General features: G+C 70.4%; 13 protein-coding genes. 3 read left to right on the forward strand and 10 right to left on the reverse strand.

Features of this window, described 5'->3' with window-relative positions; genetic code table 11:
• Positions 1-168: 168 nt before the first annotated feature.
• The 9 genes from BCF44_RS13425 to BCF44_RS13470 all read right to left on the reverse strand — a co-directional run bounded on the left by BCF44_RS13425 (position 169) and on the right by BCF44_RS13470 (position 12,108).
• Positions 169-1,611, reverse strand: a complete 1,443-nt coding sequence (locus BCF44_RS13425; RefSeq protein ID WP_116174567.1) for a CHAP domain-containing protein — start codon at positions 1,609-1,611, stop codon at positions 169-171.
• A 42-nt stretch (positions 1,612-1,653) separates the two neighbouring features.
• Complete coding sequence (locus BCF44_RS55445; protein ID WP_170217522.1) at positions 1,654-3,174, reverse strand: SpoIID/LytB domain-containing protein; 1,521 nt, start codon at positions 3,172-3,174, stop codon at positions 1,654-1,656.
• 171 nt (positions 3,175-3,345) lie between these two features.
• A complete protein-coding gene (locus BCF44_RS13440; RefSeq protein WP_116174568.1) occupies positions 3,346-3,756 on the reverse strand; it encodes a hypothetical protein in 411 nt (136 codons plus the stop codon).
• 29 nt (positions 3,757-3,785) lie between these two features.
• Positions 3,786-6,614, reverse strand: coding sequence for an alpha-L-rhamnosidase-related protein (locus tag BCF44_RS13445; protein WP_147328484.1), 2,829 nt, complete (start codon positions 6,612-6,614; stop codon positions 3,786-3,788).
• A 144-nt stretch (positions 6,615-6,758) separates the two neighbouring features.
• A complete protein-coding gene (locus tag BCF44_RS13450) occupies positions 6,759-8,669 on the reverse strand; it encodes an alpha-L-rhamnosidase-related protein (protein ID WP_116174570.1) in 1,911 nt (636 codons plus the stop codon).
• 157 nt (positions 8,670-8,826) lie between these two features.
• Positions 8,827-9,729 (reverse strand): galactofuranosyltransferase GlfT1, encoded by a 903-nt coding sequence (gene glfT1 / locus BCF44_RS13455; protein ID WP_116174571.1) that lies wholly within the window; start codon positions 9,727-9,729, stop codon positions 8,827-8,829.
• Positions 9,726-10,547 carry a galactan export ABC transporter ATP-binding subunit Wzt/RfbE gene (wzt, locus tag BCF44_RS13460; protein ID WP_116174917.1) on the reverse strand — a complete coding sequence of 274 codons (822 nt, stop codon included), beginning with the start codon at positions 10,545-10,547 and terminating at the stop codon, positions 9,726-9,728. Before wzt ends, glfT1 begins: the two co-directional genes overlap by 4 nt.
• A gap of 17 nt (positions 10,548-10,564) precedes the next feature.
• Positions 10,565-11,470: a galactan export ABC transporter permease subunit Wzm/RfbD gene (gene wzm, locus BCF44_RS13465; protein WP_116174918.1), complete on the reverse strand. Its 906-nt coding sequence runs from the start codon at positions 11,468-11,470 to the stop codon at positions 10,565-10,567.
• 80 nt (positions 11,471-11,550) lie between these two features.
• Complete coding sequence (locus BCF44_RS13470; protein ID WP_116174572.1) at positions 11,551-12,108, reverse strand: bacterial proteasome activator family protein; 558 nt, start codon at positions 12,106-12,108, stop codon at positions 11,551-11,553.
• 59 nt (positions 12,109-12,167) lie between these two features.
• On the opposite strand from BCF44_RS13470, the gene BCF44_RS13475 reads away from it, so the two are divergent.
• Complete coding sequence (locus BCF44_RS13475) at positions 12,168-13,367, forward strand: cysteine desulfurase-like protein (RefSeq protein WP_116174573.1); 1,200 nt, start codon at positions 12,168-12,170, stop codon at positions 13,365-13,367.
• Entirely contained in the window at positions 13,360-13,989 is a 630-nt protein-coding gene (locus tag BCF44_RS13480; protein WP_116174574.1) for a class I SAM-dependent methyltransferase, read from the forward strand. Before BCF44_RS13475 ends, BCF44_RS13480 begins: the two co-directional genes overlap by 8 nt.
• Here the strand turns inward: BCF44_RS13480 and BCF44_RS13485 are convergent.
• Positions 13,979-14,965 carry an NAD(P)H-quinone oxidoreductase gene (locus BCF44_RS13485; RefSeq protein WP_116174575.1) on the reverse strand — a complete coding sequence of 329 codons (987 nt, stop codon included), beginning with the start codon at positions 14,963-14,965 and terminating at the stop codon, positions 13,979-13,981. The genes BCF44_RS13480 and BCF44_RS13485 overlap by 11 nt on opposite strands.
• A gap of 54 nt (positions 14,966-15,019) precedes the next feature.
• Here BCF44_RS13485 and BCF44_RS13490 point away from each other — a divergent pair, with 54 nt between their 5' ends.
• A complete protein-coding gene (locus tag BCF44_RS13490; protein ID WP_116174576.1) occupies positions 15,020-15,658 on the forward strand; it encodes a GNAT family N-acetyltransferase in 639 nt (212 codons plus the stop codon).
• Positions 15,659-15,796 lie beyond the last annotated feature (138 nt).

Genomic DNA, 15,796 nt, shown 5'->3' on the forward strand with positions numbered 1-15,796 from the left:
GGCTGTCCACGAAAATCCCGGGCCGTGGACCAGCACGTCACCAGGACGCGCACAGCCCGGCAACCGTTGCGTGGCAACAGGTCGCCGGGCCGGACAAGAGGGACGAAAGGGCGCCGCCCGGCGGGTCTGGGGGGACCCGCCGGGCGGCTGTGGGGAGTGGACAGGTGGTCAGGCGAGGGTGTCCAGGTGCATGTCGCCGTTCGGCATGCCGGCGATGGAGATCGCCACCACGCCGCCGCCGTTGTCGGCGACCTTGGCGCCCTGCCAGGAGCCGTCGGCGGCGTACCGGATGTTGTCGTAGACGGTGCCCTCGACCAGGGTCTCCAGGTGCAGGTCGCCGTTCGGCATCGCGGTGATCGCCATCTCGTTCACGATCGCGCCGTTGTCGGACTCCTTCGCGCCCTGCCAGCCGCTGGTGGCCGCGTAGCGGATGTTGTCGTAGACGTGACCGTTGGACAGCGTCTCCACGTGCAGGTCACCGTTGGGCATGGCAGCCGCGGACACCGCCGAGACGGTCGCGCCGTTGTCGGCCTCCTGCGCGCCCTGCCAGTGGCCGTCGCTGGCGAACCGGATGTTGTCGTACACGTGGCCGCCGGACACGGTCTCCAGGTGCAGGTCGCCGTTGGGCATGCCGGCGATGGAGAGGGCGGAGACGGTCGCGCCGTTGTCGGCGATCCGGGCGCCCTGCCAGCCGCCGGTGGCCGCGTAGCGGATGTTGTCGTAGACGTGGCCGCCGGTCAGGGTCTCCAGGTGCAGGTCGCCGTTGGGCATCGCGGCCACCGCGATGGCGTCCACGTGCCCTCCGTTGTCCGCGACCTGCGCGCCCTGCCAGTGGCCGTCGCTGGCGAACCGGATGTTGTCGTAGACGATGCCGCCGGCCAGCGTCTCGACGTGCAGGTCGCCGTTGGGCATGGCGGCCGACGCGACGGCCTGGATGCCGTTGCCGGGGTCGGCGACCTTCGGCTGCTGCCAGCCGCCGGTGGCCGCGTAGCGGATGTTGTCGTAGACCTTGCCGGTGGGCGCGGGGGCCGTCGAACCGCCGGTCACGCCCCGCGGGCTGACGTAGCCGGAGATGTTCATGCCCATCTTGGAGCTGTAGCCGATCGCCCCGGAGTAGTTGGAGTCCTGCACGACGGTCGAGGTCGCCGCCCAGTTGCCTTCGACACCGTTCTCGTCGCCGCCGATCGTGGTGATGTTGCCGCCGCTGACCCCGGTGACGATCGCGACGTGGTCGGCGTAGCCGTTGCCGCTGTAGTTGAACAGCACCGCGTCGCCGACGTGCGGGGTGTCGTGCATCGCGCCGTAGATCGCGAAGCTGCCGGCGCCGGCGGTCAGACCGGTCACGTTGGCCCCGGCCTGAGCCCATACCCACTTGGCGAAGTCGGAGCACCAGAACTCGGGACTGCCACCGGAGCCTGTGCAGCTGCTGCCGTATCCGACGCCACCGGCGGTGTTCGTCGAGCAGGCCTTCTTGCCGAGGTTGGCGGCGGCGATCGAGGCGATGTCGGCCGGGGTGCCGGCACTCGCGGCGGTGGCGGTGAGCAGGCCGGCGGCCGGGACCAGCACGGCGAGGGAGGCGAGGACGGACAGGGCACGGGTCTTCTTGGACATGACTTTTCCTTTCGAGGCTTCAGGATTTGTGGGAGGTGGCGCTCAGACGAGGGTGTCGAGGTGCATGTCCCCGTTGGGCATGCCGGTGATCGAGATGCCCTGCACGTGCCCGCCGTTGTCGGCGACCTGGGCCTGCTGCCAGTGGCCGTCGGTGGCGTAGCGGATGTTGTCGTAGACGACGCCGTTGACCAGCGTCTCGAGGTGCATGTCGCCGTTGGGCATGGCGGCGATGGAGATGGCCTGGACGGCGGCGCCGTTGTCGGCGACCTTCGGCTGCTGCCAGCCGCCGGTGGCCGCGTAGCGGATGTTGTCGTAGACGTGCCCGCCGGTCAGCGTCTCGAGGTGCAGGTCCCCGTTGGGCATCGCGGCGACCGCGATGGCGTCCACGTGGCCGCCGTTGTCGGCGACCTGGGGCTGCTGCCAGGCGCCGGTGGCGGCGTAGCGGATGTTGTCGTAGACGACGCCGTTGACCAGGGTGTCGAGGTGCAGGTCGCCGTTGGGCATGCCCGCGATGGCGATGGCCTGCACGTGGCCGCCGTTGTCGGCGACCTGAGCGCCCTGCCAGTGGCCGTCGGTGGCGAAGCGGATGTTGTCGTAGACCACGCCGCCGGTCAGGGTCTCCAGGTGCAGGTCGCCGTTCGGCATGGCCGCGGCCGCGATGGCTTGCACGTGCCCGCCGTTGTCGGCCTCGCGGGCGCCCTGCCAGTGGCCGTCGCTGGCGAACCTGATGTTGTCGTAGACGATGCCGGCGCTCAGCGTCAGCAGGTGCATGTCGCCGTTGGGCATGCCCACCGCGACCGACGAGTTGACCGCGCCGCCGTTGTCGGCGACCTTCGGCTGCTGCCAGCCGCCGGTGGCGGCGTAGCGGATGTTGTCGTAGACGTCGCCCACCAGCGTCGACGTGGGCTGGGAGAGGGTGATCCCCGAGTAGTAGGTGTTCAGGATCTGGGCGTAGTTCTCGCCGGCCTGGGCGCAGCTCTGCGAGCCCCACTGGCTGGCCTTGGTGCCGTCGGCGCCCGCGCCGCAGGCCTCGCCGGTGTTGCCGGTCAGCGTGGCGCGGTACTGGGCCTCCATCACGGCGCCGCCGCGGCGCAGCACGATACCCCAGGTGTCGTCGACCGCCGCGTCCGTCGACGGCTGGTGGCTGCCGGCCTTGTACACCTGCGAGTTGGTGTTGTCGTAGACGTCGAAGCACTGGCCGTTGGCGGAGCGGTCGCCGGAGTGGTTGGCCCAGTACCAGGCGTAGCTCTTCGCGGCGATCGCGCCGGCCCGCAGGGCCTGCGGGTTCCAGCCGGCGATCCACTCGTTGGGCAGCACGTCCTTGACGTAGGTCTTGAAGTCGACGGTGGAGACCTGCCCGGAGCTGAGCAGCACGCGGATCGTCGACGGCGGGTTCTGGTCGTCGTAGTGGCCGCCGCAGCCGGTGCTCGCGAACGGCGTCACTGCGTTGTTCATGGTGTCCGGAATGACCGTCGCCGCCGGCGCTGCCATTGCCGCCGGCGCTGCGAGCGCCCCGGCGAGCGCGAAGGCGATGCCCGTTGCGCCTAAGATTCCTGACCTCATTTCGGCTTCCCTTTCCTCGTTCCCCTGGTGACAGGGAGAACGTTATGGGCCGCCTCTATGGGAAACCTTGAGGTGATCTCGACGTCGATCTCCAGGAGACCTCGAGGTTGCCTTTGTCGAGCATGAAAAATGGCCCCTCGCCTGGGCGAGGGGCCATTTCGGGTGCCGGTGTCAGCAGGCGTTCTGGTTGCTGAGGTTCTGCCTTGACCAGCGCTTCAGCGACGCGACGCTGACGCTGCTGCGGCGCTCCGCCCGCAGTCGGCGCCAGATGGACTCGTAACTGTGGCCGCTGCGCCGCATTTCCCGGATCAGCGCGCCGTGATTGTCGAGATCGTGCCACGTGGTGCGCAGTAGCGGATTCTCGATCTCCGGATAGTGCCGGCAGACCAGCTCGCGCCACTCGGTCGACGTCACCTCGCCGATGCCGGGTCGAATGCCGGCGTCCGTCGCGCACTGGACGTACTTGCGTACGGTTTTGCGGTCCACGCCGGCCGTCGCGGCGATTTCGGTGACTGTGTGGCCGTTGTGCCAGCCGCGCAGCATCTCAACGATCTGTGTGGTGGTGAACGTCCGTCGACCCATGATTCTTCGCACCTCGGTGATTCGTGTCGTCATGACGTCAGGAAGCAGGCCTTGGCCGTGCCGTGGAGCGGGTCGGTTCCGAACGCCTGCACCGTGCACGGCGTCGGCCCGCTGAACGTTCGGTACACATAGGACCCGGCGGCCCCGAAGGCCACGGTTCGCTGGCCGGCGACGGCGCAGCTGTCGTGCTCCGCCGCGCACTGCCGGGCGAACCCGGGCGGCGGGCCTGACCAGGTGTAACAAGCCTTCGCCACGCCGTACGCGGGATCCACGCCGACGGTGCCGGTGGTGCAGGGTGTCGCACCGTTGGTGCTGCCGGCCCAGTAGTCGCCGGCGGCCCCGAACGCCATCGGCCGCACGCCGCTGACCGCACAGGATCCGTTCTCGTCGGCGCACTTCGCCCAGTCGCCGGGCGGGGCACCGGGGGAGGCGTAACAGGCCTTTGCCTTGCCGGGCAACGGGTCCGAGTCGAACGCCGCCGCGGTGCAGGCGATGTTCCCGGTGGCGAGCCGGAAGTGGAACGCCCCGTCCGCCCCGTACGCGACCTCGTGGGTGCCGGTGAGCGTGCAGGTTCCGCCGGACGGGGCGCAGGTCGCGTACCCGGCCGGGCCGCCGGCGGGTGCCAGGTAGCACGTCTTCACCAGCCCGAAGGCGGGGTCGGCGCCGTGGAAGGCGTTGGCATCACAGGTGATCGGCCCGTCGGCGGTTCGATACACATAGCTGCCCGCGCCGAAGGCCACCACCTGGTCGGAGGTCGTCGGTGTGCAGGTCCCGCCCTCGGCGGCGCAGGGCGCGTAGCCCGGCGGCAGCTGGTTCGGCAGCACGGAGGTCGCGAACGTGGTGGGCGACGCGATGCCGGTGGCGGTCACCTCGTAGCTGCCCGCCGGCAGACCGGTCAGGTAGATGTACTCGCCGTCGGTCGATCCGTTGGCGGCGACTGAATGTCCGCCGGACCACGCCGTCGCCCCGTTCACCGTGACGGTGACGGACCTCGAACCGTAGGTGGGGATCCCGAGCCGAACCGTGCTACCGCTCGGGCTGGTCAGCTTCTCGGTCAGCGTGCCGTCGGCGAAGTCCCAGCTGCCGGTCGCTTTGCCCTGCGGCAGCGTGAGATCACCCTCCACATGGGACAAGTTGCCCGGGTGCGGCGCGAAGTCGAAGCCGGTCGCGCTCGTCGGAGCCAGGCCCAGCACGGAGAACGTCAGCGCCGAGGTCGGTCCGGTGGACCAGCCGTGCGCGGCGCTCACGAAGGAGTTGTTGTAGTAGAAGGATCCGTCGTAGTTGAAGCTCTCCCAGAACGTGCTGTCCGTGCCGGCCGGCGAGTCGAGCATGTAGCCCCACTCGCGGCGCATCAGGTCCAGCGCGTTCACGTCGTCGCCGGCGGCGAGATGCGCGCTGACCTCCATCGAACCCGGGAAGGTGCCGATCAGCCCCGGGTACTCGGGCGTCACCGCGCCAAGGCTGTTCCACCGGCCGGCCAGCGCCCGCGTGATCCGGACGTTCTTGTCGCGCGTGTCGGTGAGCCCGAACCAGATCGCGAGCGAGTTGCCGTCCTGCGGGTAGAGCGTGCCGCCCGGCGAGTCCCGGTACAGGCCCACGGTCGGGTTCCACAACGTGGCGTTGGCTGCCGACTTGATGCCGGACGCCAGCCGTCCCCAGGCGTTCGCGTCGGCGGCGTCGCCTACGGCCGTGGCCAGTTCGACGCCGAGGTTCAGCGCCTGGAACAGGATGGCGTTGGCCTCGACCACCTCGCCGGCGCGGCCCACGGGACCCCAGTCCGGCCACAGGTTCGACGGCACGTCCAGCAGCCCGTTGCCGTCGATCTGGCCGGTGATGAACCGCATCGCCGCCGCGTACTTCGGCCAGATTCCGGCGAGCCACGCCCGATCGCCGGTGTAGCGGTAGTAGTAGCCGGTGCCGACCAGAGCCCACAGGTGATACGTGTCCGAGCCGAACTCGTTGAAGGTCGGCCCCGCGTAGGGAAGTTCGCCGGTGGTCTTCTCCAGCGCGTAGAGCGCGTCCAGCGAGTTGCGGGCGGACGCCGTGTCGTCGGTCGTGGCGAACTCGGTCGGCAGCGAGACGCCCAGGTCGCCGGCCCAGACCGAGCGGTCCCGCTTCGCGCCGTCGGTCAGATAGCTGGCGGCCGGGCCCAGCACGCCGGAGTTGTCCCAGCCGCTGGTGGCCGACTTCAGCCGCGACTGGTCCGGCCCGATGGTGTCCAGCTGCACGGTGTACGCGCCGGCGTACCAGATCCGGTTGAGCAGATCGTCGTTGGAATAGAAGTGATTCGCGTAGTCGTGCGGGTCCGCCTTGCCCGGCGCGGCGGTGAACTCCAGCGACACGCCGGTCAGGTCGACCCAGCCGTCGGTGGCCAGGAACAGTGTCAGGTAACGGAAACCGCCCCGCAGCTTGGCCGCGGGCACGGTGTACGTGCCGGCCCCGGCGACGTCGGCGAAGATCGCCCCGTCGTCACCGCCGAGCTGCCGGCTCGAATCGCTGTCCTCGCCGACGTAGCGCGAGGACTCCGAGAAGGCCAGCCCCAGCCGCTGCGAGGCGTCGCTCGCGCCGCCGAAGGTCAGCGTCACCAGCCCGCCGACGTCCTTGCCGAAGTCCAGCGTGATCAGCGAGTCCCGGCCGGCGATCCGCGTCGGCCGGCCGGACAACACGTTCGTCGGCGAGCCGACGCCGGCGCTCGCCTGGTACACCGCCACCGGCGCGAGCGTGCGCGAGGTCGGCGAGTAGTTGTACCGGTCCCAGACGTGCGACGGGGTTTGCGCCGACGCCCACGGCGTCAGCGGCCCCGTCGCCGCGACCAGACCCAGCACTGCGGCGCCCACCCGTAGGGCGACAGATGTCATCGGTGCCCTCCACAGATCGACTGACGGGAAGGGCGGGAGGAGCGCTCCGGCTCTCCCCTCTTGGACCGGAACGACTCGTTCGCCGCGAATCGGACGCTATTCGCGGGGCGTTCGAAAATCCTTGAGGAAACCTTGGGGTCGACCTCAAGGGGTCGAGGTGGTGTGCGTGCCGGCGGAAAACTGCTGGTAGGAGCCGTTCGACGAGGGGAGGTAGACCTTCGCGGCGCCGCCGGGCGGCACGGTCACCGTCAGGGTGAAGGCCTCGCCCCGCCTGACCCAGGACACGGTGACGTCGCCGAGCCGGCCCTCGGCGTGGGTGAGGTCGCCGGGATGCGGCCGCACGATCACCTGGCCGTCGACGACCGGGTCCGGCGCGAGGCCCAGCACGTACTCGGTCAGCGCGGCGGTCGGGCCGGTGGCCCAACCGTGGGCGTTGCTCATGTAGCTGCCGCCGCCGGCGTAGCCGAAGCTGCCGTCGGCCAGGTAGCCCTCCCAGAACGTGCTGTTCGTGCTGGTCGGGTTGGTGAGCATGTAGCCCCACTGGCGACGGATCAGGTTCAGCGCGCCGACGTCGTCACCGGCGACGAAATGCGCGTGCACCTCCATCGAGCCGGGGAAGGTGGCGATGTTCGAACCCCACTCCGGGGTCGTCGCCCCGTACGGGCCCCAGCGCGCCGTCAGCTGCCGCACGACCGTTTCCGGCTCGGCCGCCAGCCCGAACCAGACGGCGAGGGAGTTGCCGTCCTGCGGGTACAGGCCGCTGCCGGGGTTGTCCCGGTAGAGGCCGGCCGAGGCGTCCCACAGCCGTTCGTTCACGGCGGCGGCCAGGCTCGTGGCGGTCGCGTTCCACCGACGGGCGTCGGTGTCGTGGCCCAGCACCGTCGCGAGCCGCGCGCTGGCCTGGAGCACCCGGTACAGCAGGGCGTTGGCGGCGATGTTCTCGCCGCCCTGGTCGCCGCGCGCCCAGTCGTCGGTGGCGGTGACCGACATCAGCCCGGACGTGCCGATCTTGGCGGTGCTGTAGGCGAGCGCCTTCCTGTAGGCGGACCAGTGCTGTGCGAGCCACCGCCGGTCGCCGGTGGCGGCGAAGTAGCCGGCGAACACGGTCAGCGCCCACAGGTGGTACGTGTCCGAGTGCAGCGGCCAGGCGGCGCTGTCGTTGCCGGGGCAGATCGGCGCGCCGGCCATCGGCAACTCGCCGTTGGCCGACTGCTGCGAGAAGAGCGCCTCCAGCGAGTTGCGGGTGGACACGGTGTCGCCGGTCGACGCGTACGCGGTGGCGGAGGCGATGCCCAGGTCACCGGCCCACACCGCGCGGTCCCGCTTCGCGCCGTCGACCAGGATGGTGTCGCCGGGGCCGATCAGCGCGTCGTTCTCCCAACTCGACGGCGGCGGTGGCCACTCCCGGCCCGAACTCGGCGAGATCGTGTCCATCTGCACCGTGTACGCGCCCGCGTACCAGATCCGGTTGAGCAGATCGTCGTTCGAGTAGAAGTAGTTCCGGTACGCCCGCGGATTCGCCATCGTCGGCGCAGCCGTGAATTGCAGCGTGAGCGAGTCGAAGGAAACCCAGCCGTCGGTGTTCAGCACGACGGTGAGATAGCGGAATCCGCCGCGGATCTTGTCCGCCGGCATCGTGTAGGTCGTGCCGGGAGTCGCCGACGCGGTCAGGATGCCGTCGGGCTGGTTGCCGCCGGCGCCGCCGTTGGAGAAGTCGCTGCCCCTACTGGACACGAACGTCGTCGATTCGCTGAACGCGAGTCCGATCTGCTGCGCCGCGTCGCTGGCGCCGGTGAACCGCAGCGTGACCAGGCCGCCGACCTCGCGTCCGAAGTCGAACACCACCGCCGACTGCGCGCCGGTGAGCGTGGTGACGCCGCCGCTGGCGTCCGCTTCCCCGTAGACCCGCAGGACACCGGTCGGCGTGAGCGTTCTCGACGCCGGGGACAGGTTGTAGCGTTCCCAGGGATTACCGGTCGCGGCGTTCGCGGTTGTCGTCGTGAGAAGAAACGTGGCGACAACGCCGACGCCGACCCACAGCGTCGCGGACCTCATCGACCGAAGTTAGCGCAGGTCGAGGGTTCCTCGCGTGCGCCGCACGGGGCGGTGTCACGAAAGGGAAAGGCTTCGATCCGTGTCCGTCGCGGCGGCCGGAACGACCGGTCGTCGGCCGTTCCGGCCCGCGATTAGGCCATTCCGGAACGCGAATCGCTCACTTGCGGTAAAAACGCTCGTGCCGGCCCTGGAGCACCAGCTTCAGCCACTGCGCGAACAGCTTCGGGTCCTTGCGCACGGTCAGGAAGTACAGCCCGAACCGGGCCACCTCCAGCAGGCCGAGCTTGCGCAGGCCCGGCTGAGACAGCAGATAACCGCGGTTGCGGTACGTGTAGTAGCGCTTGACGTCGTTCTCCGGGTCCTGCGCGTGGAACCGGCCGCCCAGCATCGGCTTGAACTCGCCGCTGCCGTTGGGGTGCAGGTACTGGGTGCGCAGGCTGGTGCCGAACGGCAGGCCGCTGCGGACCAGGCGGCGGTGGATCTCGACCTCGTCGCCGCGGAAGAACAGCCGGTAGTCCGGCACGCCCACCACGTCCAGCGCCTCCGCGCGGAACAGGGCGCCGTTGAACAGCGAGGCGATGCCGGGCAGGAAGTCCTCGCCCAGCTCGTTGGCGCCGCGCTTCCAGGTCAGGCCCCGGCGCAGCGGGAAGGCCAGCTTCTCCGGGTCCTCGATGTCGGCGACCACCGGCGAGATCGCGGCCAGCCGGCGCTTGGTCGCCTCCTCGAAGAGGATCTGCAACACGTTCTCGTCGGCCGGGCGGCCGTCGTCGTCGGCCAGCCACACCCAGTCCGCGCCCAGCGCCAGCGCGTGCAGCATGCCCAGCGCGAAGCCGCCGGCGCCGCCGAGGTTGCGGTGCGAGGTCAGGTAGGTCGTCGGGATCCCGCAGGACTCCACCACGTCCTTGGCCGGGTGCAGGGGATCGTTGTCCACGACGACCAGGTGGTCGACCGGCTTGGTCTGGGCGGCCATCACCTTCAGCGAGGTGGCCAGCAGCTCCCGCCGGTTGTGCGTGACGATCACCGCCACGACCGCGCCCTTGGCCAGGCGCCGGGTGCTCATGCGCTGTCCCCGTTCGGCAGCACCGGATCGCCGGTCAGGCCGAGCCGCTCCAGCTGCTCCTGCGACATGTGCTCGAACGGGTCGCGGCCCTTGTACGCCGTGAGCACCTCGCGCAGACCGCCCCGCATCTTCATCTGGCCATGGTCCATCCAGATGGCGGAGTTGCACAGCTCCATCAGGAACTCGTCGGAGTGCGAGGCGAACACCAGCAGGCCGGACCGCTTGACCAGGTCGTTGAGCCGGGTCCGGGCCTTCTCCATGAACGCCGCGTCGACCGCGCCGATGCCCTCGTCCAGTATCAGGATCTCCGGGTCGATCGAGGTCACCACGCCCAGCGCCAGCCGGACCCGCATGCCGGTGGAGTAGGTGCGGATCGGCATCGACAGATAGTTGCCCAGCTCGGAGAAGTCCGCGATGTCGTCCATCCGCTTGTCCATCTGCTTGCGGGTCATGCCCAGGAACAAGCCGCGGATGATGATGTTCTCGTAGCCCGAGAGCTCCGGGTCCATGCCGACGCCCAGGTCGAACACCGGCGCGACCCGGCCGTTGATCTGCGCGGAGCCCCGCGTCGGCTCGTAGATGCCGGCGAGCATGCGCAGCAGCGTGGACTTGCCGGCGCCGTTGTGGCCGACCAGGCCGACCCGGTCGCCGTGCTTGAGCGACAGGTTGATGTCGCGCAGCGCCTCGATGATCGGCACCCGGTTCTCGGTGCCGATCCGGCCGCCGGCCTTGCCGAGGACCGCCTTCTTCAACGACCGCGTCTTGGCGTCGAAGATGGGGAAGTCGACCGAGGCGTTCCAGACTTCGATGCTGACCATGTTCGGGAAGGCCTCACTCACACCCAGTAGGAAACGCGGGCACGGTAGTTCTTCATGATGACCAGGGCAAGGCCCCAGCCGACGACGGCCATGCCGACGCAGACGATCCAGCTCAGGGCGTCCACCGACTGACCGATCAGCGGGGCGCGCATCACCTGGATCAGGTGGTAGAGCGGGTTCCAGTTCAACACCGACTGGGCCAGGTCCTTCTGCTTGGTCAGGGTGTCCGTCGTCCACACGATCGGCGTCGCGTAGAAGAGCAGCTGGATGATGGCGTTGATGACCTGCGGGATGTCCCGGTAGCGGGTGCTGATGATGCCCAGCAGCATCGCCACCCAGCCGCCGTTGACCGCCACCAGCAGGAAGCCGGGCACGACCAGGAAGAACGTCCAGCCCAGGCCGGGCTGATGGGTACCGCTGCCGTCCGCGGACATCGTGTACTCGTGCGAGATGCTGGTGAAGAAGACCGCCGCCACCAGCACGTAGACGATGAGGTTGTGCGCCAGCAGCAGGGTCTGGCGCCAGACCGTGCGCAGCACGTACACCGAGAGCGGCGCGGGCAGGTGCTTGATCAGGCCCTCGTTGGTGATGAAGGTCTGCAATCCCTCGGTCAGGCAGCCGCTCAGGAAGTTCCAGACGATGAAGCCGACCGTCACGAACGGCAGGAACGTCGGCACGTCCACGTTCAGGATCAGGGCGTACAGCAGGCCCGTGCCCAGCGCGGTGACGCCCATGCCGATGGTGATCCACAGCGGTCCCAGCACCGAGCGGCGGTAGCGCTGCTTGATGTCCTGCCAGCCGAGGTGGGCCCACAGCTGCCGGTTGGCGAAACCGACGCGGAGATCCGCGAAGGCGCGTGACCAGCTGCGGGTGGAGGGCGCCAGCGGCTCCACGGGGCGGTCGATGGTGCTTGAGGGATGCACGAGGAACGAGGGTACCGGCGTCATTCCGTGGTGTTGCGCCTGGGCGGTTGCACCTCGAGAACGACGCCGGACCATTCCGACTAAAGGTATTGGCCGCTGCCCCGGACCTGCTGCTGGTCGGCGTCCCCGCCGCCGAGGCCCGGCGGCAGCGCGCGCCCGCGCATCTGCTCCAGCTGCACCCGGGCCGCCATCTGCTGCGCGAACAGGGCGGTCTGGATGCCGTGGAACAGGCCCTCCAGCCAGCCCACCAGCTGGGCCTGGGCGATGCGCAGCTCGGCGTCGGACGGCGTCGAGTCGTCCGTGAACGGCAGCGACAGCCGCTCCAGCTCGTCCCGCAACTCCGGCGCCAGGCCGTCCTCCAGCTCCGTGATGGAGGCCTTGTGGATCTCCCGCAACCGATTCCGGGAGGCGTCGTCCAGCGGGGCCGCCCGCACCTCCTCGAGCAGCTGCTTGATCATCGTGCCGATCCGCATCACCTTGGCGGGCTGCTCCACCAGGCCGCTCACGTCCTGGCCGCCGGCCTCCGCCTCGTCGGCAGACGGCACCCGCGCGGAGCCGAGCTGAGCTCCGTCCGGGCCCACCACCACGATGTGCTGCGGGCCGGTGCCGTTGGAGTCGCTGTCGTTGGGCGCTGTCATACCTCCATCCTGGCACCCGGGAGTGCCGCTTCGCTGCGCGCTCGCCTACGGTGTGTGCCATGGCGTTCGACGTCGCTCGGGTCCGTGGGCTGTTCCCCGCTCTCGGCGACGGCTGGGTGCACCTCGACTCGCCGGCGGGCATGCAGGTGCCCGAGCAGGTCGCGACCGCCGTTTCCACCGCGCTGCGGGCCCCGGTCTCCGGACCGGGCGGCATCTTCCCGGCGTCGCAGCGGGCGGAGGCGATCGTGGACGCGGCCCGGCGGGCCGTCGCGGACCTGGTCGGGGCCGAGCCGGCGGGCGTGGTGCTGGGCACCAGCTCGGCCGTGCTGCTGCAACGGCTGGCCGACGCGCTCGGCGACGGCTGGCTGCTCGGTGACGAGGTCGTGGTGTCCCGGTTGGACCATCCGGCCAACGTGTCGCCCTGGCAGCGGGCCGCGCAGCGCTCCGGCGGCACGGTCCGCTGGGCGGAGATCGACATCGAGACCTGCGAGCTGCCCGCGTGGCAGTACGACGAGCTGGTCTCCGCGCGGACGAAGGTCGTGGCCATCACGGCGGCGTCCGGCGCGGTCGGCACCCGGCCCGACCTGGGCAAGATCGCCGAGACCGCGCACAACGCCGGCGCGCTGGTCGTGGTGGACGCCTCCTCGGCCGCCCCGTTCATGCCGCTGGACATCGTCGCCATGGGCGCGGACGTCGTCGTCGTGTCGGCCAACGCCTGGGGCGGGCCGCCGGTAGGCGCGCTGGTGTTCCGCGACGCCAAGCTGCTGGACCGGCTGCCGTCGGTCGCGCTGGAGGCCGGCGCCCGCGGTCCGGAACGCCTGGAGCTGGGGCCGCACCCGTATCCGCTGCTGGCCGGGCTGGTCGCCTCGGTGGACTACCTCGCCGCGCTGGACGACGCCGCCGTCGGGCCGCGCCGGGAGCGGCTGATGAGCTCGCTCGGGTCCGTGAAGTCCTACCAGGCCGGGCTGCTCGCGCACCTGATCAACGAACTGCGCTGGTCCCGCAACGCGATGGTGATCGGCGACGCCATGCGCCGCGTGCCGTCGCTGGCCTTCACCGTGGCCGGCGTGAAGGCCGTCGAGGCGGTGGAGCACCTGGCCGAACGCGGCGTGTGCGCCTTCGCCGACCCCGGCCAGAACGGTGTGTTCTCCGTTCTCGGCGTCGGCGAGATCGGGGGTGCGGTGCGCATCGGGTTGGCGCACTACACCAACCAGATGGAGGTCGACCAGCTGATCCGCGCGCTGGCCGACCTTGGATGACCGCGCGCTGGCCGACGTCGCGGCCTGGATCCGGCTGACGCCGCTGCTCACCGAGTACCTGCCGCACACCGCCCGTGACCTGCGGCCGTCCGGTCTGACCGTGCTGCTCGACGAGGTGCTGCTCGGCGCCCGCAGCGTGCTGGTCGAGTGCGGCTGCGGCACCACCTCCGTGCTCATCGCGCGGCTGCTGCACCGTCGCGGCTTCGGGCACCTGCTGTCGCTCGAACACGACGAACGGCAGGCCGCCTTCGTCGCGAGTCAGCTGCGGCGCGAGGGTCTCGGGCATGTGGCTCGCGTCGTGCACGTGCCCCTGACGCAGCATCCCGCCGCCATCGGCAAGGCCGGCTGGTACGCGCCCGAGGTCGTGCACGACGAGGTGTCGGAGTACGTGGACCGGTTCGGGCTCGTCGACCTGCTGCTGGTCGACGGCCCGTCCGGCGACGATCTCATCCGCTATCCGGCGATGCCGGTGTTCCACGGCGTGCTGGCGCCCGGCGCCGCCGTGCTGCTCGACGACGTCGGGCGCCCCGGCGAGCTGACCGTCATGGACCGGTGGCGGCGGGAGTTCGCGCTGCGCTTCCGTACCCAGGACTCGATCGGCTACGCCCTGCTCACGCCGTGAGCACCACCTTGCCGAACACGTCCGACGCCTCCAGCGCCCGGTGCGCCTCCGCGGCCTGCGCCATCGGCAGCGTCCGGCCGATGATCGGCTGGACCCTGCCGGTCTCGACCAGTGGCCAGAGCCGTTCGCGGACGTCCGCGATGATGTCGGCCTTGCCACCCTTGCCGCTGACCGGGCGGGCCCGCAGGCCGGCCGAGTAGACGCCGCCGCGCTTGGCCAGCAGCGCGCCGATGTTCAGCTCCGCCTTCACACCGCCCTGGAACCCGATGATCACCACGCGGCCGTCCATCGCCAACACGTCGATGTTGCGGGCCAGGTAGGACGCGCCCATGTTGTCCAGCACCACGTCCGCGCCGTGGCCGTCGGTCGCCTCGCGGACCTCCTTCACGAAGTCCTGGCTCTTGTAGTTGACGGTGATGTCCGCGCCCAGCTCCCGGCACTTGTCCAGGCGTTCCTGCGAGCCGGCCGTGACCGCCACGGTGGCGCCCAGCGCCTTGCCGATCTGGATCGCACACGTGCCGATGCCGCCCGCGCCGCCGTGCACCAGCAGCACGTCACCGCCGGTCAGGCCAGCCGTCTGCACCACGGTCGACCACACCGTGCACACGACCTCCGGCAGGCCGGCGGCTTCGATGAGGTTGACGCCCTTCGGCAACGGCAGCAGCTGTCCCGCCGGCACCGCCACCTTCTCCGCGTAGCCGCCGCCCGCCAGCAGCGCGCACACCTGGTCGCCGACGTTCCAGCCGGTCACGCCGTCGCCGAGCGCGGCGACCGTGCCCGAGCACTCCAGCCCCAGGATCTCCGACGCGCCGGGCGGCGGCGGGTAGAACCCCTGGCGCTGCAACAGATCCGCCCGGTTCACCGCCGTCGCGGCGACATCCACCAGCACCTCGCCCGGGCCCGGTGCGGGATCCGGCGCCTCCGCCCATTCGAGCACCTCCGGGCCACCCGGCTGCCTGATCGTGATCGCGTGCATGGGTTCGACCGTAATCCGCTGGCCGGGCCGACGCCTCGCGGGCACCATTCCGTCATGGAGCCTTGGCCACTGCGGAACCTGGTGCTGCGCACCCAGCGACTCGAACTCCGCCCGGACGACGACTTCGGCCTGTACCAGCTCATCGAGGTCGCCCGGGCCGGTGTGCACCCGCCCGAGTACATGCCGTTCTCCGTGCCGTGGACCGACGTGCCCGACGAGCGGCTGGGCCTGGAGAACCTCCGGTACTACTGGTCGGAGCGGGCGCGGCTGCGTCCGGACGACTGGCACCTGCACTTCCTGGTTCGCTTGGACGGCAAGGTGATCGGCGAGCAGGGCATGATGGCCAGCAACTTCGCCGTCACCCGCGAGGTCAGCACCGGCTCCTGGCTCGGGCGGGAGTTCCAGGGCCACGGCTACGGCACCGAGATGCGCGCCGCCGTCCTGGCCTTCGCCTTCGACCACCTCGGCGCCGTGCAGGCCCGGACCTCCGCCTACGTCGACAACGCCGCCTCGCTGGCAGTAAGCCGTTCCCTCGGCTACGTCGACGACGGCACCCTGCGGGGCAGCCGACGCGGCGAACCAGCGGTGCAGTTGCGCATGCTCCTCACCGCCGACCGCTTCGCCGCCCATCGCCCCCACTGGAAACTCGCGGTGGACGGCGCCGACTCCTGCTTGCCCCTGCTGATCGCCTGACCCACGCGCCAAGTCGCAACCAGCACCACGACAGCCCCCACCCTGTCCCGGGGGGCGACCCCGAGGCCAGCCTATCGGTCCGGGGTGCCCGCGATGGGCGGCGAAGATCCAGATGTGGACAACTCGGGCCCTGTGGAC

This window comes from Kutzneria buriramensis (assembly GCF_003387475.1).
Taxonomy (GTDB): domain Bacteria; phylum Actinomycetota; class Actinomycetes; order Mycobacteriales; family Pseudonocardiaceae; genus Kutzneria; species Kutzneria buriramensis.

Bases quoted from the DNA above. Each gene is read 5' to 3' on its own strand.
- BCF44_RS13425 (WP_116174567.1), bottom strand. From the start codon at position 1,611: ATGTCCAAGAAGACCCGTGCCCTGTCCGTCCTCGCCTCCCTCGCCGTG.
- BCF44_RS55445 (WP_170217522.1), bottom strand. From the start codon at position 3,174: ATGAGGTCAGGAATCTTAGGCGCAACGGGCATCGCCTTCGCGCTCGCC.
- BCF44_RS13440 (WP_116174568.1), bottom strand. From the start codon at position 3,756: ATGGGTCGACGGACGTTCACCACCACACAGATCGTTGAGATGCTGCGC.
- BCF44_RS13445 (WP_147328484.1), bottom strand. From the start codon at position 6,614: ATGACATCTGTCGCCCTACGGGTGGGCGCCGCAGTGCTGGGTCTGGTC.
- BCF44_RS13450 (WP_116174570.1), bottom strand. From the start codon at position 8,669: ATGAGGTCCGCGACGCTGTGGGTCGGCGTCGGCGTTGTCGCCACGTTT.
- glfT1 (WP_116174571.1), bottom strand. From the start codon at position 9,729: ATGAGCACCCGGCGCCTGGCCAAGGGCGCGGTCGTGGCGGTGATCGTC.
- wzt (WP_116174917.1), bottom strand. From the start codon at position 10,547: ATGGTCAGCATCGAAGTCTGGAACGCCTCGGTCGACTTCCCCATCTTC.
- BCF44_RS13470 (WP_116174572.1), bottom strand. From the start codon at position 12,108: ATGACAGCGCCCAACGACAGCGACTCCAACGGCACCGGCCCGCAGCAC.
- BCF44_RS13475 (WP_116174573.1), top strand. From the start codon at position 12,168: ATGGCGTTCGACGTCGCTCGGGTCCGTGGGCTGTTCCCCGCTCTCGGC.
- BCF44_RS13485 (WP_116174575.1), bottom strand. From the start codon at position 14,965: ATGCACGCGATCACGATCAGGCAGCCGGGTGGCCCGGAGGTGCTCGAA.
- BCF44_RS13490 (WP_116174576.1), top strand. From the start codon at position 15,020: ATGGAGCCTTGGCCACTGCGGAACCTGGTGCTGCGCACCCAGCGACTC.